Below are 24207 nucleotides of genomic sequence, written 5' to 3' on the forward strand. Positions count from 1 at the left end.
GAGACTCATCATGCCAAAACAGGTCATTATTCCACCGGGTACCACCACCCCTATCGCCCCGTTTGTTCCGGGCACGCTGGCTGACGGCGTGGTCTATGTTTCCGGCACGCTACCGTTTGATGCCGACAACAACGTGGTGTTTGTTGGCGACCCAAAGGCGCAAACGCGCCACGTGCTGGAAACGATCAAACGCGTGATCGAGACCGCAGGTGGCACGATGGAGGATGTGACATTCAACAGCATCTTTATCACCGACTGGAAAAATTACGCCGCGATTAATGAAGTGTACGCCGAGTTTTTCCCCGGTGATAAACCAGCACGTTTCTGCATTCAATGTGGTCTGGTGAAACCCGATGCGCTGGTGGAGATTGCCACCGTTGCGCACATCGGTCAGTGAGGATGCCATGAAACTAACCCTGAGCGATGCGCCGTACGCAGGTGCGCCAGTGGTGGTGCTGAGCGCCGGGTTGGGCGGTGCTGGCAGCTACTGGCTGGCGCAACTCGCGGCGCTGGAAGCGCATTACCAGGTGGTGCGCTATGACCAGCGCGGAACCGGCAATAACCCGGCCACGCTGCCGGATGGTTATAGCATGCAGGATATGGCAGCGGAGCTATACCAGGCGCTGCAGGCGGAAGGAATTACCCGTTTTTGCCTTATCGGCCACGCGCTGGGCGCCCTGATTGGCCTGCAACTGGCGCTGGATTACCCACAGGCGGTAAACGGTCTGGTGCTGGTGAACGGCTGGCTACAGTTGAACGACCATACGCTGCGCTGTTTCCGCGTGCGTGAGCGGTTACTGGCTGCGGGCGGCGCGGAAGCCTGGGTACAGGCGCAGCCGCTGTTCCTCTACCCGGCAGACTGGATGGCCGCTCATGCGCCCCGGATGGAAGCGGAGGAAGCGCTGGCGATGGCGCATTTTCAGGGCACCGGCAATCTATTGCGTCGCCTGGCGGCACTGAAAAATGCCGACTTCAGCCGCCGCGCCCAGGAGATTCGCTGCCCGACAAACATTATTTGCGCGCGAGACGATCTGCTGGTGCCCTGGACCTGCTCTGCCGACCTGCAAGCCGCAATCCCTGGTAGCCGGTTACAGGTGATGGAACGCGGCGCGCATGCCTGCAATGTCACCGAAAGTGAAGACTTTAATACCCTTTTACTCGACGGGCTGCACAGCATGCTGCCCGTTCTGACTCTGGCTCAGAAGGAGAATTTATGAGCGAAGCCGTCAACGCTGCGGCGCTGGATACCCTGTTCAACCAGGCGCGCACCCACAATGGCTGGCTGGAACGGTCGGTTAGCGATGAGACGCTGCAACAGGTTTACGATCTGCTGAAAATGGGGCCGACGTCGGCCAACTGTAGCCCGGCGCGGTTGGTGTTTATCCGCACGCCGGAAGGTAAAGAGAAGCTGCGTCCGGCGCTCTCCAGCGGCAATCTGGCAAAAACGCTCAGTGCGCCGGTGACGGCCATCGTTGCCTGGGACAGTGAATTTTATGAACAATTGCCGGTGCTGTTTCCCCATGGCGATGCGCGCAGCTGGTTCACTTCCAGCCCGCAACTGGCGGAGGAGACGGCATTTCGCAACAGCTCCATGCAGGCGGCCTACCTGATTTTCGCCTGTCGGGCGCTGGGGCTGGATACCGGCCCGATGTCCGGTTTCGATCGCGCCGTTGTCGATAGCGCATTTTTTGCCGACAGCACCTGGCGCAGCAATTTACTGGTCAACATTGGTTACGGCGATCCCGGCAAACTCTACGATCGCCTGCCGCGTTTGCCCTTTGCTGATGTCTGTCAGTTTGCATGAGGTTTAGGTTATGAGTATCGACAGCACCACGTTTCGCGACGCGATGGCCTGTGTCGGCGCGGCGGTCAACATTATCACTACCGATGGCCCGGCGGGCCGTGCCGGTTTCACTGCCAGCGCCGTGTGCAGTGTGACCGATTCACCGCCGACACTGCTGGTATGTCTTAACCGTTCGGCGTCCGTCTGGCCGGTATTCAGCAATAATCAGGCGCTGTGTGTGAATACGCTGGCGGCGGGACAGGAAGGTTTATCGAATCTGTTTGGCGGCAAAACGCCGATGGAGGAACGCTTTGCCGCGGCAGGCTGGCAGCAAGGCGAAACAGGTTGCCCGCGGCTGACCGATGCGCTGGCCTCGTTTGACTGCCATATCAGCCAGGTTGTGAGCGTTGGTACGCACGATATTCTGTTTTGCCAGATTGTCGATATTGCCCGCCATCCAACGCCAGAAGGGCTGGTGTGGTTTGACCGGCGCTATCACGCCCTGCCAGCTAACCTTCCGACTGTTTAACGCTGTTTTCAGGCGCTGGCAACGGCGCTTTTTTCTTTTTCAGCTTCAGTTCGCTGACCAACACACCCAGCACAATCAATGCCCCGCCAAACAGCGCCAGCAGTGGCAAACGCTCACCGGCCAGACGACCAAATACGCCCGCCCACACCGGTTCACCCGTGTAAATCACCGTCGCGCGTGTGGGCGATACACTGCGCTGCGCCCAGTTCATGACCACCTGAATAATGGCGCTGAAGATCCCCAACCCCAGCGCAACCAGCAGCAGCCCCGGCGACAACGTCGGTACCGATTCGCCAGAAGGAATCATGGCGGCAAAGGAGACCAGCGAAGCCGTCAGTAGCTGCACCACCGTCACCCGCCGGACATCGACTTTCCCGGCCCATGCGCTGATCAGGATGATCTCAGCGGCAATCGCCACCGCGCTGGCAAGCGTAATGATCTCCCCTTTCCCCAGCGCCAGCATATTGCCTTCCGGCCCGGCCAGCAGCAATAACCCGCTAAATGCTAACGCGATCCCAATGCATGGCATCAACCCCGGCATCCGCCCCAGACACAACCACTGCAACAGCGGCACCAGCGGAACATACATAGCGGTGATAAATGCCGATTTACTGCTGGGTATAAATTGTAAACCCCAGGTTTGCAGGCTGTAGCCGAGGGCGATGGCGATACCAATCACCCCGCCAGCTTTTATTTCCAGCCAGCTGATGCCGTTTAAGACTCTCAGCGAGAGTAGCGCCACGGCCAGACCGGCGGTGGCAAAACGCAGGCCAACAAAGAAAAACGGGCCGCTCATGGTCACGGCATACTGCACCGCAAGAAATGTACCGCCCCAGAACAGGGTGATGACGATCAGTAACGCTTCCTGGGGTTTGACGGAAAAGGCGTAACGGGAGAGGGACATAACACACCGACCAGAGGAGAAACCCGTAGTGTGCGTTGGCGCGACGGGTTGCGCAAGCGCAAAAAAAACCGCCGGGTTTCCCCGGCGGCGGGCGTGAACGACAAGCCTGCAGGTTGTCAGTATCAAACGTTAGCTTTCACGGCTACCGTGACTATTTTTGCCCCCTTTTTTACCGGCTTCAGATGCGCGCTGAGGATCGTTTTTGAAATTACCCCCACTTTGCTGCCCACCTTTGCGGCCTGCTGCTGATGCTCTTTCACGGTCTTCAGCGAAGTTACCTGCTCCACCACGATGGTTTGCCATGTCTGACCTCCAGATAAGTGAAATGTTAGACATCATACTGCATTCAGTAAAAGAGGATTCTTTCACCGCACGACGTGAAGGCCGGGCCTTTAACAGCGTCGTGTGGAACTAAGCTTAGTGGAACACAATCATTCATCCAGTGAATGGTAATATTCTGCAACAGCTTCTCTGCCTGAAACCCGATATTCCTTAAGCGAAACCGATAAGCCTCTCTTAACGCTTCAAAATAACTCTGCCGCAAATATGTGTCAGATTGTAACAAGCAGACTGATTGTTCTTAACTTGTTATTTATCAAAGAAATGGCGCTCTTACTTGCACTCTGGCGATCACGTCATACGCTTAAGAAGAACGCAGCGATGTGCTGCCGAAATCAGCTAATCAGGAGTGATGCAAATGGCTAAAGTGTTGGTGCTTTATTATTCCATGTATGGACACATTGAAACGATGGCGCATGCAGTCGCGGAAGGCGCGCAGAAAGTGAATGGCGCAGAAGTGGTCATCAAACGTGTTCCTGAAACAATGCCTGCCGAGCTGTTCTTAAAATCTGGCGGTAAAACGCAAAATGCCCCCGTCGCCACACCTCAGGAGCTGGCCGACTACGACGCGATTATTTTCGGTACGCCAACCCGCTTCGGCAATATGTCCGGGCAAATGCGTACATTCCTCGACCAGACTGGCGGATTATGGGCATCCGGCGCACTGTACGGCAAACTGGCAAGCGTCTTTAGTTCCACCGGTACGGGCGGCGGCCAGGAGCACACAATTTCCTCAACATGGACTACGCTTGCACATCATGGAATGGTCATCGTGCCGATTGGCTATGCCGCGCAAGAGCTGTTTGATGTCTCGCAGGTGCGCGGCGGTACGCCTTATGGCGCAACCACTATTGCCGGTGGTGATGGTTCACGTCAGCCCAGCAACGAAGAACTGTCAATTGCCCGTTACCAGGGCGAATATGTTGCTGGCCTGGCAGTAAAATTGAACGGCTAACCTTCATCAGGAGGAGACAGATGCCAACTCAAGAAGCGAAAGCCCATCGCGTCGGTGAATGGGCCAGTTTACGCAATACCTCGCCGGAGATCGCCGAGGCTATCTTTGAAGTCGCCGATTACGACGAGGTACTGGCAGAGAAAATCTGGGAAGAAGGCAGCGATGATGTGTTACTTCGCGCCTTTGATAAAACCGACAAAGATGAACTCTTCTGGGGTGAACAGACGATAGAACGGAAAAATGTGTAACCACTCGCGCCCCCGCCTTCGCGGGGGCTTTTTTTTATTTCGCTGCATCACGCATCAGCGCATTAAATTTATCTACCGGGCAGAAACCATTGCTGTCTACCGGGCAGCCTTTTAGCGCCAGGGTGACGCGCTGAGCCGGGGAAGCCAGCGATAGCGGCTCGGTGTTTCGCAGTTGTTCCGTACTCTGATAAACGTATTCAATTTTCATGACATCGCGTTTACCCGCCGTGTCGTGCCAGCGCTGGAACACAATTTTCCCGCCGATGGGCGTACGCTCGTACTGGTTATGCAACTGGTAAGGCTCGAAATTGAGCGCGGTCAGCAGGGAGGCAATGTTGGAGTCATGCCCGACCAGAACGGTGATTTTCGGCGCGCTGCTCGCCTCTTCCACCAGCGTTTTGTCGAGGTATTTCACCAGGGGTTTCGCTACATTGCGCGCCACTTCCGGCGAGGTGAACAGCGTGTCCTGATAACTGTTTTTCAGCTTCGACAATAGGCGCCATTGCGCGTCGCTTTTAATCTCTCCCCACGCAACCTGATCGAGCGGGAAACCTTCGTAATATTGCAGTGTAAAGGCATCCACCAGCGAATTGCCGACTTTCAACGGCCCGGACACGCCCGGCTCCTGCTGATATTTTGCGCTAAAGGTATCTTTTGCATCGGTGAGTGAGCACTGCTGTTTCTCTTTACAGGCCGGAGATGCGCGATAGTGCGTGATTTTTTCCAGCAACTGGTAACTCTCATTCAGCGCAAACTTCTGGCGCTGCGCCTCCATTGCGTTGACCGCCTGCTGGCTGAATTCAGCCGAATCTTCGGTGATCACCGGATTAAAAGTGGGATCCATGGTGCCCATTTTTTCCTGATGATGAACCGGAACATCACAGCCAGGAAATGCGCCGTTGGTGAAGAATTGCGCGGTGGCAACCGTGCGTTGCAGGCTGTTAGCCCAGACGTAGACACTGTTCGCGGATGGACACTCTCCCGCTTTCAACAACTGCTCTTTGACCAGCCATTCACGCATAAAATGGCCCATGTACACTTCCAGTACGCCGCCTTTGGTGGTCAACTCACCGCCTGGTACGTCCCACTGCGGCCAGCGGTTCGGCGTCGATTGTTCCAGTACGCTGCCGTTATTGGCTAACGGCGCACGCAGGTTGTGGCGGCTCATGATCAAAACCTGTTGTAATTGATACCCTTGAGGTATCTCCTGCGCCAGCGCGACGGGTGCGGACATGGCAATGGCAATAGCGCTTACCCTGATCAACTTTTTCACTCTTTTTCCCTCATTTCACGGCCTGAAAGCAAAATTGTGACACATTTATGACACTTCGCCGTGTACGGTTGTCCGGAGTGTGCACTGGCGCAAAAAGCGATGTTTTCACCGCCCTTCTGGTTTTATAATAAAACCATTAACCGGAGGATCCCCATGAAACGTACCCGTATTGAAGAGACCTTTTGCCCTGTTGCCCGTTCGCTGAACATTATTGGCGACTGGTGGTCACTGCTAATTGTGCGCGATGCACTGGCCGGCGTTTCGCGTTTTGGTGAGTTTCAAAAAAGCCTCGGAATCGCCAAAAATATGCTCACCGCACGGCTTAAGCTGCTGGTAGAAGAAGGAATATTACAGACCCAACCGGCATCTGATGGCAGCGCCTGGCAAGAGTATGTGCTGACCGAAAAAGGTCGCGCCCTGCAAACCGTGCTGGTCGCCCTGTCGCAATGGGGTAATGAGTGGTTGTTTACCCGCGGGGAACCCGCCAGCGTGCTGGTCGATGAGGCTTCACGCCGCCCATTGCGCAAACTGATGTTGCAGGCGGAAGATGGTCGCGAGCTGCAACCGGAAGAAGTGGTATTGCGCGTCGCCAACAGCGAATAACCCACATTTTCTTTCCCTGAGAATAAAATCGCATTTTTTGTCCTCTTATTTGGTTGCATAATAAAACCATTTAGCCGATGCTGTAGCGGTTGCATGATAAAACCATTTACCTTCGAGGAATTGAGAATGACAACCACTGCTCTTATTACCGGCGCCTCTTCAGGGATCGGCGCAGTCTATGCCGACCGTCTTGCTGCCCGTGGTTACAACCTGCTGTTAGTTGCGCGCCGTGCCGATCGTTTGTCGGCGCTGGCGGCCGATCTTCATCAGCGTTATGGCATACAGGTAGAGACACTGGTTGCCGACCTTAGCCAGTCAGCGGATATTGCACGCGTGGAAACCGTGCTGCGCGAGAACGCAGCAATCGATTTTCTGGTCAACAATGCAGGTGCCGCGAACATGGCGTCGTTTCTCTCTTCAAGCGCTGAAGAGCATGAAGCCATTCATACGCTGAATACCACCGCGCTGATGCGCCTGACGCTGGCGGCACTGCCGCGCTTTGTCGAAAATGATCGTGGTGCCATTATCAATATCGCTTCAGTCCTTGCTTTTCACGCTCGTGCAGACAGCGCCTTGTACAGTGCCACCAAAGCCTGGGTACTCAATTTTACCCGTGGTTTGCAGGAAGAGTTTGCTGACAGCCATGTGCGTATTCAGGCCGTATTGCCTGCGGCAACAGCCACGGAAATTTGGGGCCATTCCGGCGTCACGCTGGATATGCTACCGGAAGGTTCCGTGATGACCACCGAAAACCTGGTCGATGCCGCCCTGGCCGGGTTTGATCAAGGGGAGTTAGTGACCGTGCCGCCAGTGGAAGATCTGCAACTGTGGCACAATTTTGATGAAGCCCGGCTGGCTCTGTATAGCGCCTCACGCAATGGCAAACCGGCTTCCCGTTATACGCTGTAATGTTATCCGGGAGCCGCTAACGGCTCCCATTAAGGTTTAGTAGAAACTGGCCTGCGTGGTGACGGTCATGTTCGGCATCGGTGCCGGTTGCCCTTTCTCGGGCATAACCGTTACATGGCACAGCGTGGGAACATGCCGCTTATCATACTGGCAGGCATTTGTTGCGCGAAAACCGGGCTGGTAAGCCGATTGATTCACCAGCGTGTAATCGACCGGCTTATTAACGCTATCCGGATAGGTCACGCTGTTTGAACTGGCAACCATACCCGAGGCATAAAATTCCGCTTTGATTAAATTCCCGTCCGCATCATAAAAATGATCCACAATCTTCTGCTCTCCCAGCATGACAGACTTCAGTTGGCCTTGCGCATTGGTGACGAAATCCAGATGGCCCGCGCTGTCATCGCGGCTCAACAGATTACATTTGCTGTCGAGGGTGAATGACAGGGGGTTCCCGTTCTGGGTGCCTTTCAGCGCGTTTCTCTCTTTCACTAACACAGTCTGCATACGATTTACGTTGTCGGTGCTGTTCAGCGTTTGAACACAGCCATCAGCGGAGAGCGTCATGCTGAGTTGATACACGGCTTCGCCTTTATCATTGACCGCAGAAGTATTCAGCGACTTAACGTGACCAACCACGGGGTTGAAATCCATCAGCGTTGAGAGGTTTAAAAGAACCGGGTTGTAGGCTTGCTGTGTGCTGGCTGCCGTCGCAGCCAGACCGAGCGCGACAGCCAGCAAATAAGGAGAGGTTTTCACTTTCGCCATCCTGTGACGTAAAGCGTCGAGGTTATCAAATATCAGTAGCTTAGCAAGCACAGCGGCAACCCGCGCTGCGCTTGCTGCGTTTTCTAATAATCCGTTGCTTCGCCAGCGCCTTTCCAGCGGGCAAGATCCTGACTGACCGCGCTGATTTTCTCCTGCGCCAGTTGATGGGCAATCTTGCCGGAGAAAAGATGCAGCGGCGGCGCGCTGACACTTGCGGCCTGGATCATCAACAGCGCCAGCTTTTCCGGATCGCCGGCCTGTTTGCCATCAAGCTCATGGCGGTGCAAATCCAGCGAAGCCTGCGCAGCGCGATAGGCTGGCGGCGTGTGTGAAGCCGCCTTCAGGCTCGCATCAGAGAGAAAACCGGTGCGAACCGGGCCAGGGTAGACCACCGTCGCCGTGATCCCTAATTCGGCCACTTCGGCGGCCAGCGCCTCCGTTAAGCCAGCCAGGGCAAATTTGCTGGCAACGTAGCTGCCCCACCCCGCATAGCCGCCCTGAAAACCGACGATCGAAGCAATGTTGAAAATATGCCCGCGTCGCTGCTCACGCAAATGGGGTAAGGCATGGCGAATGACATGCAGCGGCGCGAAAACATTAATGTCAAAGTTATCGCGCAGCTCGGCATCACTCAGTGTTTCCAGCGCACCGTACTGGCCGTAACCCGCATTGTTGACCACCACATCAATGCGGCCGAACCGGGCGACCGTTTTCCCGATTGCCGACTGTACACTGGCTTCCGATCGCAGATCGACCTCCAGCGGCAAAAAGCGTTCGCTCTGCGCATCTGGAACATGTTGCAGGCTTTGTAGCGTACGCGATGTGGCGGCGACGGAATCTCCCTGCGCCAGCAACTGGCGCGCCAGCGATAACCCCACACCTCGCGCTGCGCCAGTGATAAACCAGACTTTTTTATCCATCTGCGCCTCCTTAATATGGGCTTTGTGTTGGGCGAACAATCATTTCGCTGACATCGACGCCATCAGGCTGTGCAATAGCCCATGCAATGGCTTTGGCTATTGCGTCGGCGGGCAGCGCAATGCGACGAAATTCCTGCATCGCCGTTTTTGCGCCGTCATCCGTGATGTGATCGGCCAGTTCCGATTCCACCACACCGGGGCTGATGACGGTAACGCGGATCGTTTCCGTCTCCTGACGCAATCCGTCGGAGATGGCGCGAACGGCGAATTTACTGGCGCAGTAGACCGCTGACGAGGGGAAAACGGTATGCGCGCCAATTGACGCCACATTAATGATCTGCCCGCTGCCCTGCTGTTCCATAACCGGCAGCACCGCAGCAATACCATTGAGGACGCCGTGCACATTGACATCAAGGGTTTGTCGCCACTCATCCAGTTTCCGCGCCGCCAGCGGCGAGAGCGGCATAACACCGGCGTTATTGATCAGCACATCGATGCGTCCGTAGTTCGACAGTGCAAAATCCGCCATCCGTTGCAGGTCGCCAGCCTGTGTCACATCCACTTGCAATGCATCGATATTGCCCAGTTCCTCCTGCAGACGCTGTAACTTTGCCAGCCGCCGTGCACCGATAATCAAATGATGCCCTTCCTGCACCAACTGCCGCACGGTGGCTTCGCCAATACCGCTACTGGCACCAGTCAGCAGGACAATTTTGCGCTTCGTCATAAGGTGATCTCCTGTGTTGTGTCACCAGCAACAGAGTAGGCGGCGAGCAGGAGGCAAAACAGGTCCATTCTTATCTGATGATTGCCTGTTCCTCTTCATCTTGTTCACATAAAGAACGCAAAACGGCAGAATGGTTGCTTAATTGTGATGAGGAGAGAAGCAATGAGCGCTGAAATGGTGTCGCTGCTGAGCAGCCTGGCGCCCAACGAAGGTTACACCTGCTCGCGGCTCGATACGGTACGCTTCATGCGCTCCGATCGCCCGTTGGGACGTACGCCGGTAGTCTATGAGCCATGCATCGTGATTGTCTGTCAGGGATATAAACGCGGTTATCTCGCCGACCGGGTCTACCATTATGACAAGCAGCATTATCTGGTGCTTTCGGTGCCGCTGCCCTTCTCTACCGAAACGGAGGCCAGCGCAGAAGAGCCGCTGCTGGCTATTGCCGTACGGCTGGAGATGACGGTTTTGCTGGAGTTAATGAGTGAGCTGGAGCATTCAGCCGTATCTGCAACCGCCGCGCCGGAAGGGATAATTTCCACGCCGCTGGAACCCGACTTAACGGATACCACGCTTCGGCTGCTGCGCGCGCTGGCATCGCCGCAGGAGGCCAAAATCCTTGGCCCACAGATCGTTCGCGAATTGTATTACCGGGTTTTGATGGGCGCGCGAGGCGGTGCGATCCGGGCCGCGCTGGCCAGCCAGGGACAATTCGCCGCCATCTCCCGCGTCCTGCAGCGCATCCACACAGAGTTTCCGCAACCGCTGCATGTCAGCCGGCTTGCAAACGACATCGGTTTAAGTGTGCCAGCCTTCCATAAACACTTTAAAGCCGTGACCGGGACTTCACCGCTGCAATACATTAAATCGGTTCGGCTTAACCAGGCACGGCTGATGATGATCCGGGATAATCTCACTGCCGCAGGCGCAGCATTCCGCGTCGGTTATGAAAGCCCCTCACAGTTTAATCGTGAATTCCGCCGTCTGTTTGGTCGTAGCCCCGGCGAAGAGGCAAAAGAGATGAAAGCGGCATTTTCACTGTTTCCACCGATATAAGTCACGGGGCGGGTTTCCACAACTCAACGCGGTTGCGCCCACGTTTCTTGGCAATATAGAGCGCTTCATCCGCCGCCTGAATTAACCGTTCATAGTCCGGATGACCGCTAAACATTGCCGCACCGATGGAGAGCGAAAGCGGAATCGTCTGGCCGTCGGGCGATTTGATCACGGTTTTTTCGACGCGTGAACGGATGCGTTCAGCAATTCGTGTCGTATCAAATTCGGAAGCCTCGGTTAAGACGATCACGAATTCGTCCCCGCCATAGCGGAATACATAATCATTGCTGCGCACGTTGTCATAAAAGGCCGCTGACACTTTGCGCAAAATTTCGTCCCCGGTGTGGTGTCCCCAGGTATCGTTAATTTGCTTAAATTTATCAACATCAATAACCAGCACCGACAAGGAAGTGGAGGCTCGTTTTGCCTGGGCGATTTCACGTTTAAAAATAGTCGGTAAGAAACGACGATTGAGCAGGCGTGTCAGTACATCCATACCCACTTCATGACGGGAGACTTCTTCAAAAAGTTCACGCAGCAACGTGCTGATTTGCGATACATTTTTTCTAAGCTGAATAAGGAATTTGGTACGCAAGCTGCGATTACTTAAGGCTTTGGTCGTCTCGCGGGTATTACGGAAGACTTCGTCAATATCCTGAATTAACCGGGAAATATGGCCAGCCTCGGCGATACCACTGAAATAATGGCGCCCTTTATGGTTAAACCATAAACCAAAATCAGCCTGGCTCAGGGACAGACTGTTACCTAAATCGGCATCAAGGACAATTCGATAGACAAGATCGATTTCCCATGCCAATAACGAGGCGATTTGTCGCTCTTTCTCCTCTTCAGCATTCTCCAGCAAAGAGAAGATACGGTAGTTTTCATCCTCTTTTGACGCATTATGTTCAGTGAATGAAAAGGCGCGGGACATAACTTCCATCGCCAGATCGATACTGTTTATTGTGAAATGGTAGACTTGCAGTTTTTCTGCCGGTGCATAATCTGCGGAATTAATTACCGGGTAAAGGAGCTTTTTAAGCACCCGAAATCCCATCTCTACCAGCTCCACGGAAATGCCAATGCGCGCATGAACCGCAGCAATCGTTTGTTGTACTTCGATCAACCGTTCTACGTCATCTATCTGGCATGCAAGCACTTCTGCGATCCAGCGGGCAAGCGCAGCTTTAAGCTGTCTTTCTACTTGCTCATTAGACAAAAATTCAGCCGCTTGCGAATCGGTTAGTACCACAGTATAGAATTCCTGGCTCAGCAGTCGTGCATGATTCTTCCCAACGTCAGCGGCGATAAGACGAATGTGTTCATCTGTTCTCTCGAGCAAATTGACCCACTCAGCCTTCATATTCTTAAGGTAAGTCTCCATCATTCAAATCCTTACGGTAGTAGATGTTGTTCTTGCCCGTTACCGTCAGCACGCAGTTGTCGTCGTTATCAGCACATAATAATCGCAAGAAAACTTTGGACGCGTTTATGACCCCTTTCATCTTCTTGATTAAGACTTAAAAACTACAAATGCAATTAATTAAGGCATAAAAAACCAACTGCAGACAGTTAAGAAACCAAAAAAACCATTTATCACCTGTCAGTATCGACGCCAGTAACACGTCAATGGAAGTATAGTCTGTCTGCCGATGTGCATCATTGTGCAGATTCTTATTTACCGCAGAAACGAGTTAAGGTTGATTTAAGATTATTTAATTATCCGAAATAAAAAATAATAATTAGAATTGCAGGATATAAATTTAATTTCCCCGACAATTTTTACGGTATTCAAAAATATGAAAATATACTCCGTCAGTGAAGATGCTTATCTTCAGCATGGCATCATGTCTTTTGCCAGCACGCTAAACATCGAGATAATCGAACATAAACTGAATGCTTCATTGATTAATAATTTATCTTTCGATGACATTGTCATCCTTCACCTTGATATAAAAAGTAACTCTTGTGCGTGGGCTATATCGACACTCAACAAAACCTGCAAGCTCTTAGTGATTATGCGCAGCGCACGTAATATTGTCATTGATGAAGCTGATGAAGTCTTGAAATCAAGAGTTTCTCTTACTGAATTTAGCCAGGCACTACAGCGGATTATCAAAAAACAAAAAAATCCGACACCAAAAGACAATCACCTGAGCGATATTGAATATATGATTATCAATGAATCGCTCAAAGGTAAGAATATTGATCTTATCGCCGACACACTTAATATGCCGCCCAAAAAGGTCTATGCCTATCGGAATAAAGCCTGTAAAAAACTGGGGGGCAAAAAAATTAGCGATTTACTGCTGATAAGAGAGAGTCTGCTTGCAGAATCCAGCGCCTTCTTCGCTCCCTCAGCCACCAGCATGGCAATGATGTAATCACCTGAAAAATCACTCCGTCTGTAGTTCCTCTTAACTACAGACGGATATTTATCTGTACGCACCTCTCTGTACCACCTTCTGACCACGCATCAAATCTGAAGCCATCGCTACCGTAATATGCCCGCCAGGCGCAGCCTATACGGCTACAACTGCCTTTCCATCATAAACCATACAACTATCATGAGGCGCTCTTACTAAAGGTAATGGGTTGTGATTACCTGCGTTCAGGAAAATGCCTGTTAGTTAATATCAGTATGTCAGGTAACGTTTTTATTCCGATAACAGGACACCATGCTCCGGAAATATTACAGGACGCGGCAGAATTCATCGCTAAATTAAGGTTGCCATGCTGAAGGAAGTACGAAAACAGGGCCAGACGGGTATTTACGAACTATATTGAGAAGAGTTTTCGAACAGAGGTATGAATGAGCTTTTTTGATGACCACAATATGATCTCAATAACTGAGGATAAAATGCTCACCGAACATAGTTTTTTCGCCTATCTGATTTTCCCTGTCAGGATGACATTATCAGGCGCGGCTAAAAACAGAATGCCGGGGGCATTTTATCCTTGTTATTTACATTTGAAGCAAAATAGTGCAGATGCGTATTTATATGTACACAGATTTAAAAAACGGTTTCCGGCAATACTCCTCACATTCCTGTAACAGGAACGAAAGATACTGAATATAAATCCACTCATGACGAGCGTTATTATCGTTTTTTTTGAAACTTATTCGCCTCCGTCGCGAGGTTAATTAACGCATCACCATACCGCCGTCGATGATAATCGTTTGACCAACAATATAGCTGGCAGCCGATGAGCTTAAGTAAACGATAGTATTGGCGACTTCTGAGCTGCGTCCAATGCGCTGTAAGGGAATTGCATCCGCCATCTCGCGGACCAGGGCACCAGAGATCTCTTTCGTATTCATTGACTCAATCATACCTGGCGCAACAGCATTTACCCGAATTCCCTGCGGCGCAAGTTCTGCCGCTAGCGTACGCGTGAAGGCCAGCAGCGCGCCATTGGAAGCACTGTAGTTACTTTGTCCTATCGCGGGAACAATTGCGGCAATTGACGCTACATTAATGACCGATGCATTTTCAGCACTTCTGAGCAGCCTCAGTATTTCTTTCGTCAATCTGAAGGTATTAAGCATATTGCCGTCGATTACGGAGCTGAAGTCATCGAAGCGCATGGATGCAAAAAGATTATCGTTAACCACGTCAGCATTGTTCACCAGCACATCCACTTTCCCGGTCTCACTGGTCAAACGGGAACCAAGTGCCGCCACCGCCTCAGGATCCGCCAGGTTGCAGTGAACAATATGCAAGTTCTGCCCCTCGGGATGTTCTGTTTTCAGTTCGTGCAATTGATCGGCACAGGATTCATGCAGTGCATAGACTACGGCATGCTGCTCCAGATATTGCTGGCAGATTGCGCGGCCGATATCGCCATTTGCCCCGGAAACTAATACTGTTTTATTTTTCAGATCGCTATATTTGTACATAACTTGCTCCATCCTTAGAGTGACTACGAAAGATTAATGTTTAAGAAACAGACTTCAGATACTCACATCGCCAGATTCCACTGGCGATATGAGTTGATATTACTTACAACCCCACCAGAATACCTGTGCTGATGACTTTGTCAGCTCCAGCACAAGACCTTTACTACCGCCGAACGATGTTTTGTTACCGCTATTATTTACGGTTTGAGCCGTAATTAATGCATACCCTTCGGTGGCCATATTGCTTGTCCACGTTTATTTTTTAGTTCCATTATTTATCCAGTGAAGTTTAATACTGAATTATCAAAAATATATGTGCATAAAATCACTATCAGCACATGTATTACACCAGTCATTTACTCCTAACCGGCAATAAGCCGGCTTTTATTTTTTATCAATCAAATGACGTCTGGCAAAGATGAAGTTACTACACCAGGCGTGGACAGTGCGTCCAATCTCTATAAAAGAAGCGATTCTTTTTTAGCACTACTGCATTGACCATTATACATACTTCAAAGTGCAGCTTTGAGCGTGGAGCTATATCAGCAATAAATAGTTTTATCTTTTATTTCGTTCATAAAGAACCGGACGCGTGATAAACCGAAAACATGTCCGAATATATTTATTATTCTCCCCGACAAAATAAAGACAAGTGAACTAGTCTTAAACATTCCTTCAATGTAATTATGTTGGCACATACCACTTCAAATAAACATATTAGTTAATCAGTAAGATATCGTTCCTGACAGCATCTGTGCCAGCTTAAGATCTTATTCACTCTAAACACCCCGCATACTCTTTGCCTGTTATTCACCCTTCCCATACGTTAAAGAAAGTTATCACTTTCAATAATTGAATCCGGACATGATAATTTTCACCCTCTCCATATAATTTATTACGCAATGAAATATAAAAACCATGAAACATTCTCATTACCTCTAACTCCCAACACCATTGTTTAACTCCAAAAAAATCACTATAGCCACCCTACTATTTATAAAATATATAGCTGCATATGACATATTTACACCAGCCGCAGACAAATTACTCACTGGTCTTATCTTCTCTACCATCATAAAACACAAACAACAATTTTATATAAGGTTTAGCTGTGATAAAAACATGTTAATAAAATCAATTTTTCATTGAAAAACAACAAAAAATGATACTTTCCAAAATTAACAACCAGCCAACATTTATTATTTAATCACATCCTAAAAACTTTTCCTTTTCTAATGAAATTTTATAAGACAATAATGACTTCACGAAATCGAGTGGCGCACAAAAAACTTTCTCTTTTCAGGTTTAAAGCATCATTAATTCTGAATGTCGAACAATAATTATTATACATGCATCACTTGGATTCTTCGTTAATACAGAACTCGCATATGCAATATTGATGGATATAACCATTGATACATAGCGATTAAATAACAAATTGATATATAAATAACTGAGGTATTTTATGAAACGCAATGTAATTGCACTTGCTTTACTGGCTTCCTTTGCAGCTGGCTCCGTGCAGGCCGCCCAGATGGGTCAATCTATCGCTACCTGGTCTGCTACGGCGAAAAAAGATACGACCAGCTCGCTGGTTGTCACTCCACTCGGCAGCCTGACCTTTCAGTACGCTGATGGCGTTAAAGGTTTTAACACGCAAAAAGGTCTCTTTGATGTCGCTATTGAAGGCGATTCAACCGCTACCGCATTCAAACTGTCCTCTCGCCTGATCAGCAATACGCTGACTCAGCTTGATGGCTCCGGCTCCACGCTGAATGTTGCCGTGCATTACATGGGCGAAGAAGTTAAACAAAACGCGGACACTATTATGGTGGATACCACCAGTAATAAAAATGGTGGCCTGAGCATTCTTGCCACCGACTTCAGCAAGACGGGTCGTGTAACCGCGCAAGACGCATTCACCTTCTCTATCGCCAACGGTACGACGGATGGTACGACTGCCGCTACTGATATGAGCCAACTGCCAGAAGGGATCTGGAGCGGCGATATCAGCGTTCAGTTCGACGCTACCTGGAGCTAATTCTTTTCCAGCAGGGGCGTAATAACGCCCCTGTTCAACTCTTTGGCGATATATCTATGAAAAATACGATTCTGGCGACTCTATTATTTGTAAGTGGCGCGGCACCAGTATATGCGCTCGATGTTGGTGACATATCTTCATTTATGTACAGCGATGCGACTATTATTAATAAAACGATAAAAAACCCAACCACCACCGGACGGCTGGTGAATATTCGCATCGAAAGAATTAATTCGCCACAGAGTGACGGTAAAACAATACCCATGGAAAGTAAGGATGAATTGTTACTCTCACCAGGAAGCCTGCTGCTTCCGGCTGAAAGTAATGAAACGATTCGTTTTTACTATAATGGCCCGCAGGACGACAAAGAAAGATATTATCGCATTATTTGGTTTGACCAGGCGCTCAGTAATGCATCAAAAAATAACGCAACTCGTTATGCTGTTGCAACCGCATCCGCTCGTATTAGTACAATACTTGTCGTCGCCCCGCGAAAAATAAAATACGACTACCAATATTCAAAGGGTGTAATGAAAAACACTGGCAATGCCACGTTACGCCTCATTGCTTATGGCCCTTGTAAAAAAACATCTGAGAAAAAAGAGTGCAAAGAAAATTATTACTTAATGCCCGGCAAAACGCGAAGTTTCTCTCTGGTGGATATCGAGAATAAGAAAGCGCGACTCGCTTTCTGGCAAGCGGACAATTTCATTCCGGTCAAATAGTATTTTCACTAACGAGCCGTTATTGTGGATAAGAAGATTTTACAAACTATCATCACGTGTACTGTGGTTCTGTTTACTGATGTAAACGACGCTGTTGCAAAACCATCGTTGTATCAACAAATCAATGGGGTGATGATTCCTGACGCCTTCAATAACGCATTACGTGATGGGATGAGTATACCTCTGTATATTCATTTGAATAATACAGAGGAAAAAACAGACGATCAGCGTATTGGGCTTGCCGCAATTTGGCTTGATGAAAACTCGCTCAAAATACGGCAAGTCCAGCTTGAAGAACAGGATGGCAATGCTTCTATAAATGAGCAAACACGTGAAAAATTAACTTCGTTAATTAATACCAGTTTTAATAGCAACCTGGCTATTCCGCTGACAAATGATGCATCATTACGTTTAAATTTCCAGCAATTAGTACTGCAACTTGTCGTTAATAAAGAAGCACTGGGTACGTTACTGCATGACAGTAGTCAAAATATTGGCGCATCCAGTGCTGAAAACATCAGTGGTACGCTGAATTATGATCTCGGTGTTTATCACAACCAAATGCGCGGCGGTGATAACAATACCTCAAGCTATCTCTCTTTAGCGAGTGCTACAGCCTTACGTGAGCACCATTTATTAGTAGATAGCTCTATTTACGGCCTGGGCTCTGCTAATCAACAAACCGAAATTTATAAGGCCATGTACGAACGTGATTTCTCTGGTTATCGATTTGCCGGGGGAATGCTGGATGTATGGAATTTACAATCTCTCGGGCCGGTCACAGCGATCTCATCCGGTAAAATTTACGGCATGTCATGGGGAAACCAGGCAAATTCAATCAAATTTGATCATTCGTATTCCATCACGCCGCTCATTGCTTTTCTGCCTGCTGCCGGTGAGGTTCATGTTTACCGAAATAACAAGTTACTAAGCGTACAGAACTTCAATATGGGTAGCCATGAAGTGGATACTCGCGATCTGCCGTACGGTATTTATGACGTAAAGGTCGATGTTATTGTCAATGGCAAACTTACGAGCAGCAACATTCAAAATGTGAATAAATTGCTCACCGGAAGCCGTACAGCCGATATGCCCTTAAGCTGGCAGATCTGGGGTGGCAGCATGTATATGGACGACTGGGTTCATGAAAACGGAAACATTCAGCAGGCGAAAAATACAATACTGACGGGGGTTTCTGCGTCCGGTGGTCTTCACACAATAAACTGGATGGCGTCGGGATATCACTATAATAACATCGCAGTGGTTGAAGGCAATTTTTCCTGGCCAGTTGCGGACGTGCTCCAGTTGGGTATGCAAAACATGTTTGCTACCGATGGATCATGGAGCTTTATTAGTAATATAAATGCAACGCTTCCTGGTGGATTTAGTAATGTGTGGTTAAGCCGGGAAAAAACGGTGATTGGCCGTACCCTGCGTCGTAACAGTACGGACAATACCGCAGTAGGTTTATCCCTGAATATGAATACGCTATGGTCAAAGTTAGGTACACTGTCGGCAAGCTACAACAGTAATAATCAGTACAACACGCATAATTACACTGTTGATTACAGCCAGTCACTGTATAGCGGCCGTTTTGGTTCAATTGGGCTGCGAGGCGGGATACAACAATATTCTTACGGAAGTCACTCCGGCGCCAACAATACGCAAAAATTTATCGCGCTCGATTTTTCACTGCCGTTAGGCAACTGGATCCAGACCGGTATGACGCACCAGAATGGGTATACTACGGCGAATATTTCGGCGCAAAAACAGTTCGATGAGGATATTATTCGTACAGTTGGCGCAGATGTTTCACGCGCCATTTCCGGCGATATCAGTGATAATAAAACATTGAGTGGCGGAGCATGGACTCGCTATGAAACACGCTACTCTTCCGGTACACTAAATATTAATAGCGGTGCTGATGGTTATCTTAATTCGAATATGACCTCGATAGGCAGTTTCGGCTGGCAGGCCGAGGATATTGGTGCCAGCGGTAACAATGAGGGTAATGCAGGCGTTATTTTCCACACCGATGTTGGGAATGACGGAAAATTGACCGCACAGATTAATGGCCGTGCTTTTCCAATGACCGGGAAATATAATTACCTGCCATTAGAACCTTATAATAAATATGACATTGAAATTATTAACAGTAAAAACTCATTAGATAGCTACGACATTTCCCGCGGCAAAAAAAGTCATCTGACACTATACCCGGGCAATGTCGTGGTCATTAAACCAGAAATTAAACAAATGGTTACCGTATTTGGCAGAATTCGTGCCGAAGACGGCACACTGCTGGCCAATGCGCGCATAAATAACCATATTGGTCGTGCACGGACTGATAACAATGGTGAATTTGTCATGGATATTGATAAAAAATTCCCGGTTATTGATTTTAATTACGGCAATGATGAAAGCTGCGAGGCGGCACTGGATCTTAGCCAGGCGCGCGGCGCGGTATGGGTCGGCGATATTACATGCCAGGGTCTGAAAAGCTTTGCCAGCCTGATGCCGACAGGAGAACACAATGAAAGTTAATCTTTCACGCCTTTTATTTTTGATTATTTTTTATGCTATCGCCTCTCCCGCTAACGCGGCGGTGACAAAAATAAGTTACGCCGATGCCCCAACACGTAATTTTATTTTCGTCGAAAACGATACCGATGATAACTATTTTGTTACACCAGCTGGCGTGCGGGATCCGCGAATGACTGGTTCAAACCGTTGGACGGGTCTGAAATATAACGGTTCGGGTTCCATGTATCAAACCAGCCTCGGTTATATTGATAATGGCTATAACACAATAATCGGTGATGAATATCAATTCGATATGTGGCTGACGAATGCCCCCGCCTCCAACCTGCTTGTCGGTATGCGTTGTATCAACTGGTACAGCGGCTGCGATATGGCAACCTCTCTACTTCCGGCGACGTATACGGATAGTCAGGGTTTCTATGGCGTGGACGTAACGTCAGGCGGTACAAAATGGGCGCACGGAATGATGTCAGATCAGTTTTATCATTATTTGAACAATTTTCCCGTCGGCCAGACATTCTCAATGACCATAAATACATGCCGGACCGAGGACTCCTATGATCCCAGAATGGGCCAGCGCTGTCGCGATATGCCCAGCGGTACCTGGTATGAGCGTACTGTGTCCCATACCAAAGCTGCACATTTCAAATTCTTCAGTACCAATTCGATATCAGAGATCTTCTTTAATACCGACGGAACGCCAACAATAGGTGAAGGCAATGCGGATTGCCGGATGCAGGTGATCGGGAGTGTTTCAGGCATTGCCTGCAAGGTTGTTACTTACACGTTAAATCATAATGGTATTAGCGACACCGATGTGCGTTTTTTCCCGGCAATATCCCATGCCGGGCTGGAATCAGCCATCAGAGCAGCGGATATGCAATTCAGCCTTGATGGCGCAAGCTGGCAAACAGTATCAGGCATAACGCATTACTACACGTTTAATGCGATGAAAGGACATAACTCAATTTATGTCTTTTTCTCAAACAATTTTTTTAAGGAGATGATTAATCAAGGCGTTAACGGTGGCAACTTACGTGATTTAGTGACTTTCCGTTTAAGAAACCTCACCGCACCGGAATCGGGCTGGTATGAGTTTTCAACCTCCGCACAACTTATCTTTAAACCGACGAATTTTAGCATCAGTATTATCCCGGCAGATTTCATGGTTAATCCCAGCAGGTCCGGAACCGTTGGCACAGGTAATCCCGATCTCGATTTTGATTATCTTGTTACCACAAATGGAAAAACGGCTGCGGATATGGTCTCAGTCAGTGTCAGTGGCCCGACACAAACTATAAATGGTCGCCCCTGGTGTATATTCAGTTCAAAAGATGGCAAAACGCAGGTGCCCTTCCCTGGTATCGTGAGTTTTGCCACCGCCAGCGGAAAGCGCGAAGTGGTCGATGTGGGCTGCGACGGGCAGTGGCGTGACATGACCAGTGCATTATGGGCATCGACCCCCCTGGCGCTGGCAAACGGCGAAACCGGTGTAACAAGAAAATCAACCGTCCGCTTTTCCATTCCTATGAACGATCCACAATCATTGAAAACCCTCAATAATGCTAGCTGGTATGGAGATGTCAGCGCTTCGGGGAAAGTTACCGTAATGGCGATGTGGCAAAATGCAAGGTAAATTCATTCACTCTCTTTTCGTTCTGCTGACGCTACTGGCACCAGCAGGTTGCCTGGCTATTTCGGTTGGCGACATGACGTTTTCCATGCCAGCAGAAAAAAGCATGGTTGCCAAATATGTGATGAACAATAGTAAGGGAGCGCGCCTTTACCGCGTGAATATCCGATCTATTGACAGACCCGGAGAGCAGGAAGTCTCCTCACGCGCAACTGATGGAGAATTGTTGTTCACACCGCGACAGATACTACTTCAACCTGGGGAAAATCATTTTTTCAAATTCTTTTATCATGGCCCGACTGATGATAAAGAGCGTTACTATCGCGTCTCTTTTGCGGAGATACCGCCACAGAATCGTACCACGCATCATTCATCTCAAAGTACTGTCGGCATGATGCCCGTTATCGTAATGGACACTATTCTTGTTGTCCGGCCGCGTGATACCCATTTCAAATGGGAGTTTGAGCGCCAACAAGGGGTATTCAAAAACAGTGGAAATACCTGGTTTAAGCTAATAACTAAACCCCGCTGCGATTCAACAGAAGAGGATGGCAAAGCCTGGTATATGCGTCCTGGTGATATCATTCATCAACCAGTGCTTAAAACTTCTGCGCAAATATTTATCACCTACAATGATAAATTCATAAAGATAATAAGTACGTGCAATTAATGCCTCTCTTAAATTCCGCGTCCATCCTTAATTAATTCTTAATAAGGCATTTAAGATATACAAAAAGACAATAAATCGAGCGCGACGAGCCACTAATAAATTGTGTAACCCTCTGAAAAACTAGTTTCATTAACTATAAACCATTCAGAGCTTCAATTAATTACAAATCGGCAGCTGAATTACATATAAAAATCATGGAAAACAAGTCAAGGGTATGGTCAAATATTTAAATGAGATTCACACAGATAAACCTGTCATTAAAGGGACACATCCAATGGCTGTGTTGTAGCGTATATGCACTGGATTATTAACGATAACATTGAATTCAGACCGGAACTAAAAAAGCTTATTTCGGTGAGCAATCCTGAAATAAACGTCACACTGACAGCCCCCGCCAGCCGTTGTTTGTTGCTTCTGCTTGAGGCTTCACCTGAAATTGTTCTCCAGCAAGATTTCTTCAAAAAAGTGTGGGAAGAAGAAGGCATGCTGGTTCCAACAAATACGTTATATCAAAATATCTCGATCGTGCGTCGCGGGTTGCGGGCAGTTGGCGAAACGGATAGCCGATTGATTGCAACCATTCCCAGAAAAGGTTTTCAAATTGACGACAGTGTGAAAATCAAAAGGCAGGACAAATCTAACGCAGCGGTTACATCTGAAACCGACATTACCAGCGTCGATATTCCCGCAGACGCAAAATATGAAGATCCTGTTATTACCCACGGGAACGCCGCGAACCAGTCGACATGGTCAGCGCTAAACCCGCATATCAATGAGTATGAACAGAATCCGCTGTCAACGCCGGGAACTGCAAGCAAACCCGCGCGATTCGCTGGCTGGCGTTTATCCGCAGTGATTATATTAGCCGCTTTTGCCACGGGTTTGCTGATAATTGCGTACTCTTTACCATTCGGTAAGACACCTGTTTTCTTTGATAACTATAACTTTGTTGAAAATGACAATGGCTGTCAGATTTATATTAAAGATGATACGCATGATAGCAGAGATTATTATCAGAGATATAAAAATTTGATTAAGAATACCGGACTGAACTGTAAGATTTATCCCTGGATCTATTTTCCAGTATCAGCAACATCACCAACACTTACTGCATTAGCCTGTAAGAGAGACTTTAAAAACTCCGCTTCACCGGGTTGTATTTCACTCTATTTCAGAGGAGTACAGAGTGAATAGCAAGAAAACAATTCTATTCAGCTTTATATTTTTAATCGCTGGCGCAGTCGCAGGTTATATTTATTATCTGTTCGTCGCATCATCTGGCTATACGGAAACATGCTCAGCCTCAGTGATTGTTTATAACAAAAACATACAGGCTAATTTCACTCTCGACTTTATGTATAACAGAGAGGCTAAACGCGGTGTTATATCCGTAAGCGGCGGTTATATGGAGGACAACAAACCGACAGAAACGATCAGGCGAGATGTATCTTATACATGGACTGAAAACCGTCACTCCTATCATTTTACGTCAACCATGGTGAATAAAGTGGACAGTATCGAAACTGCCACTGATGAAGTTATCGCAACCGTGCTGCCAGATTTTTATGTCTACCCCAATAAAGAGATAAACTATTCCATTCGCCCACAGGGCAAAAATGGTTTTTTGTTTGTCATTGGCAAACGTCCGCTGTTTTTATGCGCTCGCTGAGGCGATAGCACAG

At 48.8% G+C, this 24207-nt stretch carries 25 protein-coding genes; 17 read left to right on the forward strand and 8 right to left on the reverse strand.

The window, feature by feature from the left end:
• The first annotated feature begins 10 nt into the window (after positions 1-10).
• From rutC to rutF, 4 genes are read left to right on the forward strand one after another with little or no spacing between them, the layout of a single operon-like run.
• Positions 11-397: a pyrimidine utilization protein C gene (gene rutC / locus DK872_RS02055; protein WP_007374329.1), complete on the forward strand. Its 387-nt coding sequence runs from the start codon at positions 11-13 to the stop codon at positions 395-397.
• Positions 398-404: 7 nt separating this feature from the next.
• Positions 405-1217, forward strand: coding sequence for a pyrimidine utilization protein D (rutD, locus tag DK872_RS02060; protein WP_035886223.1), 813 nt, complete (start codon positions 405-407; stop codon positions 1215-1217).
• Positions 1214-1804, forward strand: coding sequence for a malonic semialdehyde reductase (locus DK872_RS02065; protein WP_007374327.1), 591 nt, complete (start codon positions 1214-1216; stop codon positions 1802-1804). The genes rutD and DK872_RS02065 overlap by 4 nt, the downstream gene beginning before the upstream one ends.
• Before the next feature lie 10 nt (positions 1805-1814).
• The gene (gene rutF, locus DK872_RS02070) at positions 1815-2312 is read left to right on the forward strand and encodes an NADH-dependent FMN reductase RutF (RefSeq protein WP_161517986.1); all 498 of its coding nucleotides are present in this window, start codon (positions 1815-1817) and stop codon (positions 2310-2312) included.
• Here the strand turns inward: rutF and DK872_RS02075 are convergent.
• Both DK872_RS02075 and DK872_RS02080 read right to left on the reverse strand, forming a co-directional pair.
• Positions 2293-3216, reverse strand: coding sequence for a DMT family transporter (locus DK872_RS02075; RefSeq protein ID WP_007374325.1), 924 nt, complete (start codon positions 3214-3216; stop codon positions 2293-2295). The genes rutF and DK872_RS02075 overlap by 20 nt on opposite strands.
• A gap of 129 nt (positions 3217-3345) precedes the next feature.
• Complete coding sequence (locus DK872_RS02080) at positions 3346-3519, reverse strand: general stress protein (protein ID WP_071532050.1); 174 nt, start codon at positions 3517-3519, stop codon at positions 3346-3348.
• A 394-nt stretch (positions 3520-3913) separates the two neighbouring features.
• Here DK872_RS02080 and wrbA point away from each other — a divergent pair, with 394 nt between their 5' ends.
• Complete coding sequence (gene wrbA / locus DK872_RS02085) at positions 3914-4510, forward strand: NAD(P)H:quinone oxidoreductase (protein ID WP_007374323.1); 597 nt, start codon at positions 3914-3916, stop codon at positions 4508-4510.
• A 20-nt stretch (positions 4511-4530) separates the two neighbouring features.
• Complete coding sequence (locus tag DK872_RS02090; protein ID WP_007374322.1) at positions 4531-4758, forward strand: YccJ family protein; 228 nt, start codon at positions 4531-4533, stop codon at positions 4756-4758.
• Positions 4759-4792: 34 nt separating this feature from the next.
• Here the strand turns inward: DK872_RS02090 and agp are convergent, their stop codons facing one another.
• On the reverse strand, positions 4793-6031 hold the full coding sequence (gene agp, locus DK872_RS02095) for a bifunctional glucose-1-phosphatase/inositol phosphatase (RefSeq protein ID WP_072000366.1): 1239 nt from the start codon (positions 6029-6031) through the stop codon (positions 4793-4795).
• A gap of 153 nt (positions 6032-6184) precedes the next feature.
• Between agp and DK872_RS02100 the strand changes: the two genes are divergently transcribed.
• Positions 6185-6634: a helix-turn-helix domain-containing protein gene (locus tag DK872_RS02100; protein WP_007374320.1), complete on the forward strand. Its 450-nt coding sequence runs from the start codon at positions 6185-6187 to the stop codon at positions 6632-6634.
• A 126-nt stretch (positions 6635-6760) separates the two neighbouring features.
• Positions 6761-7543, forward strand: coding sequence for an SDR family oxidoreductase (locus DK872_RS02105; RefSeq protein WP_007374319.1), 783 nt, complete (start codon positions 6761-6763; stop codon positions 7541-7543).
• A 36-nt stretch (positions 7544-7579) separates the two neighbouring features.
• Here DK872_RS02105 and DK872_RS02110 read toward each other — a convergent pair whose 3' ends face one another.
• The 3 genes from DK872_RS02110 to DK872_RS02120 all read right to left on the reverse strand — a co-directional run bounded on the left by DK872_RS02110 (position 7580) and on the right by DK872_RS02120 (position 9958).
• Positions 7580-8302, reverse strand: coding sequence for a YnfC family lipoprotein (locus DK872_RS02110; protein ID WP_161517987.1), 723 nt, complete (start codon positions 8300-8302; stop codon positions 7580-7582).
• A 92-nt stretch (positions 8303-8394) separates the two neighbouring features.
• On the reverse strand, positions 8395-9231 hold the full coding sequence (locus DK872_RS02115; RefSeq protein WP_072441444.1) for an SDR family oxidoreductase: 837 nt from the start codon (positions 9229-9231) through the stop codon (positions 8395-8397).
• 10 nt (positions 9232-9241) lie between these two features.
• Complete coding sequence (locus DK872_RS02120; RefSeq protein WP_007374316.1) at positions 9242-9958, reverse strand: SDR family oxidoreductase; 717 nt, start codon at positions 9956-9958, stop codon at positions 9242-9244.
• Between the two features lie 162 nt (positions 9959-10120).
• On the opposite strand from DK872_RS02120, the gene DK872_RS02125 reads away from it, so the two are divergent.
• A complete protein-coding gene (locus DK872_RS02125) occupies positions 10121-11014 on the forward strand; it encodes an AraC family transcriptional regulator (protein ID WP_007374315.1) in 894 nt (297 codons plus the stop codon).
• Position 11015: 1 nt separating this feature from the next.
• Here the strand turns inward: DK872_RS02125 and DK872_RS02130 are convergent, their stop codons facing one another.
• On the reverse strand, positions 11016-12398 hold the full coding sequence (locus DK872_RS02130) for a diguanylate cyclase (protein WP_007374314.1): 1383 nt from the start codon (positions 12396-12398) through the stop codon (positions 11016-11018).
• A gap of 415 nt (positions 12399-12813) precedes the next feature.
• Between DK872_RS02130 and DK872_RS02135 the strand changes: the two genes are divergently transcribed.
• The gene (locus tag DK872_RS02135) at positions 12814-13398 is read left to right on the forward strand and encodes a hypothetical protein (protein ID WP_072441438.1); all 585 of its coding nucleotides are present in this window, start codon (positions 12814-12816) and stop codon (positions 13396-13398) included.
• Between the two features lie 761 nt (positions 13399-14159).
• On the opposite strand, the gene DK872_RS02140 is transcribed toward DK872_RS02135, so the two are convergent.
• Positions 14160-14915 (reverse strand): SDR family NAD(P)-dependent oxidoreductase, encoded by a 756-nt coding sequence (locus tag DK872_RS02140; protein ID WP_007374311.1) that lies wholly within the window; start codon positions 14913-14915, stop codon positions 14160-14162.
• 1465 nt (positions 14916-16380) lie between these two features.
• On the opposite strand from DK872_RS02140, the gene DK872_RS02145 reads away from it, so the two are divergent.
• From DK872_RS02145 to DK872_RS02175, 7 genes are all read left to right on the forward strand, one after another.
• Positions 16381-16956, forward strand: a complete 576-nt coding sequence (locus DK872_RS02145; protein ID WP_007374308.1) for a common pilus major fimbrillin subunit EcpA — start codon at positions 16381-16383, stop codon at positions 16954-16956.
• A gap of 56 nt (positions 16957-17012) precedes the next feature.
• Positions 17013-17681: a hypothetical protein gene (locus DK872_RS02150; protein WP_035886230.1), complete on the forward strand. Its 669-nt coding sequence runs from the start codon at positions 17013-17015 to the stop codon at positions 17679-17681.
• Positions 17682-17717: 36 nt separating this feature from the next.
• The gene (locus DK872_RS02155; protein ID WP_370520857.1) at positions 17718-20225 is read left to right on the forward strand and encodes a CS1-pili formation C-terminal domain-containing protein; all 2508 of its coding nucleotides are present in this window, start codon (positions 17718-17720) and stop codon (positions 20223-20225) included.
• Complete coding sequence (locus DK872_RS02160) at positions 20215-21858, forward strand: hypothetical protein (RefSeq protein ID WP_071920607.1); 1644 nt, start codon at positions 20215-20217, stop codon at positions 21856-21858. The genes DK872_RS02155 and DK872_RS02160 overlap by 11 nt, the downstream gene beginning before the upstream one ends.
• Positions 21848-22525: a fimbria/pilus periplasmic chaperone gene (locus DK872_RS02165; protein ID WP_035886232.1), complete on the forward strand. Its 678-nt coding sequence runs from the start codon at positions 21848-21850 to the stop codon at positions 22523-22525. Before DK872_RS02160 ends, DK872_RS02165 begins: the two co-directional genes overlap by 11 nt.
• Positions 22526-22819: 294 nt before the next feature.
• Complete coding sequence (locus DK872_RS02170; protein ID WP_007374302.1) at positions 22820-23719, forward strand: transcriptional regulator; 900 nt, start codon at positions 22820-22822, stop codon at positions 23717-23719.
• A 34-nt stretch (positions 23720-23753) separates the two neighbouring features.
• Positions 23754-24194, forward strand: coding sequence for a hypothetical protein (locus tag DK872_RS02175; protein WP_370520858.1), 441 nt, complete (start codon positions 23754-23756; stop codon positions 24192-24194).
• Positions 24195-24207 lie beyond the last annotated feature (13 nt).

The sequence above is a fragment of the Kosakonia sp. MH5 genome (assembly GCF_009935945.1).
Lineage (GTDB): Bacteria > Pseudomonadota > Gammaproteobacteria > Enterobacterales > Enterobacteriaceae > Kosakonia > Kosakonia radicincitans.

Coding starts and splice junctions, on each gene's coding strand:
- rutC (WP_007374329.1), top strand. CDS start 11: ATGCCAAAACAGGTCATTATTCCACCGGGTACCACCACCCCTATCGCC.
- rutD (WP_035886223.1), top strand. CDS start 405: ATGAAACTAACCCTGAGCGATGCGCCGTACGCAGGTGCGCCAGTGGTG.
- DK872_RS02065 (WP_007374327.1), top strand. CDS start 1,214: ATGAGCGAAGCCGTCAACGCTGCGGCGCTGGATACCCTGTTCAACCAG.
- rutF (WP_161517986.1), top strand. CDS start 1,815: ATGAGTATCGACAGCACCACGTTTCGCGACGCGATGGCCTGTGTCGGC.
- DK872_RS02075 (WP_007374325.1), bottom strand. CDS start 3,216: ATGTCCCTCTCCCGTTACGCCTTTTCCGTCAAACCCCAGGAAGCGTTA.
- DK872_RS02080 (WP_071532050.1), bottom strand. CDS start 3,519: ATGGCAAACCATCGTGGTGGAGCAGGTAACTTCGCTGAAGACCGTGAA.
- wrbA (WP_007374323.1), top strand. CDS start 3,914: ATGGCTAAAGTGTTGGTGCTTTATTATTCCATGTATGGACACATTGAA.
- DK872_RS02090 (WP_007374322.1), top strand. CDS start 4,531: ATGCCAACTCAAGAAGCGAAAGCCCATCGCGTCGGTGAATGGGCCAGT.
- DK872_RS02100 (WP_007374320.1), top strand. CDS start 6,185: ATGAAACGTACCCGTATTGAAGAGACCTTTTGCCCTGTTGCCCGTTCG.
- DK872_RS02105 (WP_007374319.1), top strand. CDS start 6,761: ATGACAACCACTGCTCTTATTACCGGCGCCTCTTCAGGGATCGGCGCA.
- DK872_RS02115 (WP_072441444.1), bottom strand. CDS start 9,231: ATGGATAAAAAAGTCTGGTTTATCACTGGCGCAGCGCGAGGTGTGGGG.
- DK872_RS02120 (WP_007374316.1), bottom strand. CDS start 9,958: ATGACGAAGCGCAAAATTGTCCTGCTGACTGGTGCCAGTAGCGGTATT.
- DK872_RS02125 (WP_007374315.1), top strand. CDS start 10,121: ATGAGCGCTGAAATGGTGTCGCTGCTGAGCAGCCTGGCGCCCAACGAA.
- DK872_RS02130 (WP_007374314.1), bottom strand. CDS start 12,398: ATGGAGACTTACCTTAAGAATATGAAGGCTGAGTGGGTCAATTTGCTC.
- DK872_RS02135 (WP_072441438.1), top strand. CDS start 12,814: ATGAAAATATACTCCGTCAGTGAAGATGCTTATCTTCAGCATGGCATC.
- DK872_RS02140 (WP_007374311.1), bottom strand. CDS start 14,915: ATGTACAAATATAGCGATCTGAAAAATAAAACAGTATTAGTTTCCGGG.
- DK872_RS02145 (WP_007374308.1), top strand. CDS start 16,381: ATGAAACGCAATGTAATTGCACTTGCTTTACTGGCTTCCTTTGCAGCT.
- DK872_RS02150 (WP_035886230.1), top strand. CDS start 17,013: ATGAAAAATACGATTCTGGCGACTCTATTATTTGTAAGTGGCGCGGCA.
- DK872_RS02160 (WP_071920607.1), top strand. CDS start 20,215: ATGAAAGTTAATCTTTCACGCCTTTTATTTTTGATTATTTTTTATGCT.
- DK872_RS02165 (WP_035886232.1), top strand. CDS start 21,848: ATGCAAGGTAAATTCATTCACTCTCTTTTCGTTCTGCTGACGCTACTG.
- DK872_RS02170 (WP_007374302.1), top strand. CDS start 22,820: ATGCACTGGATTATTAACGATAACATTGAATTCAGACCGGAACTAAAA.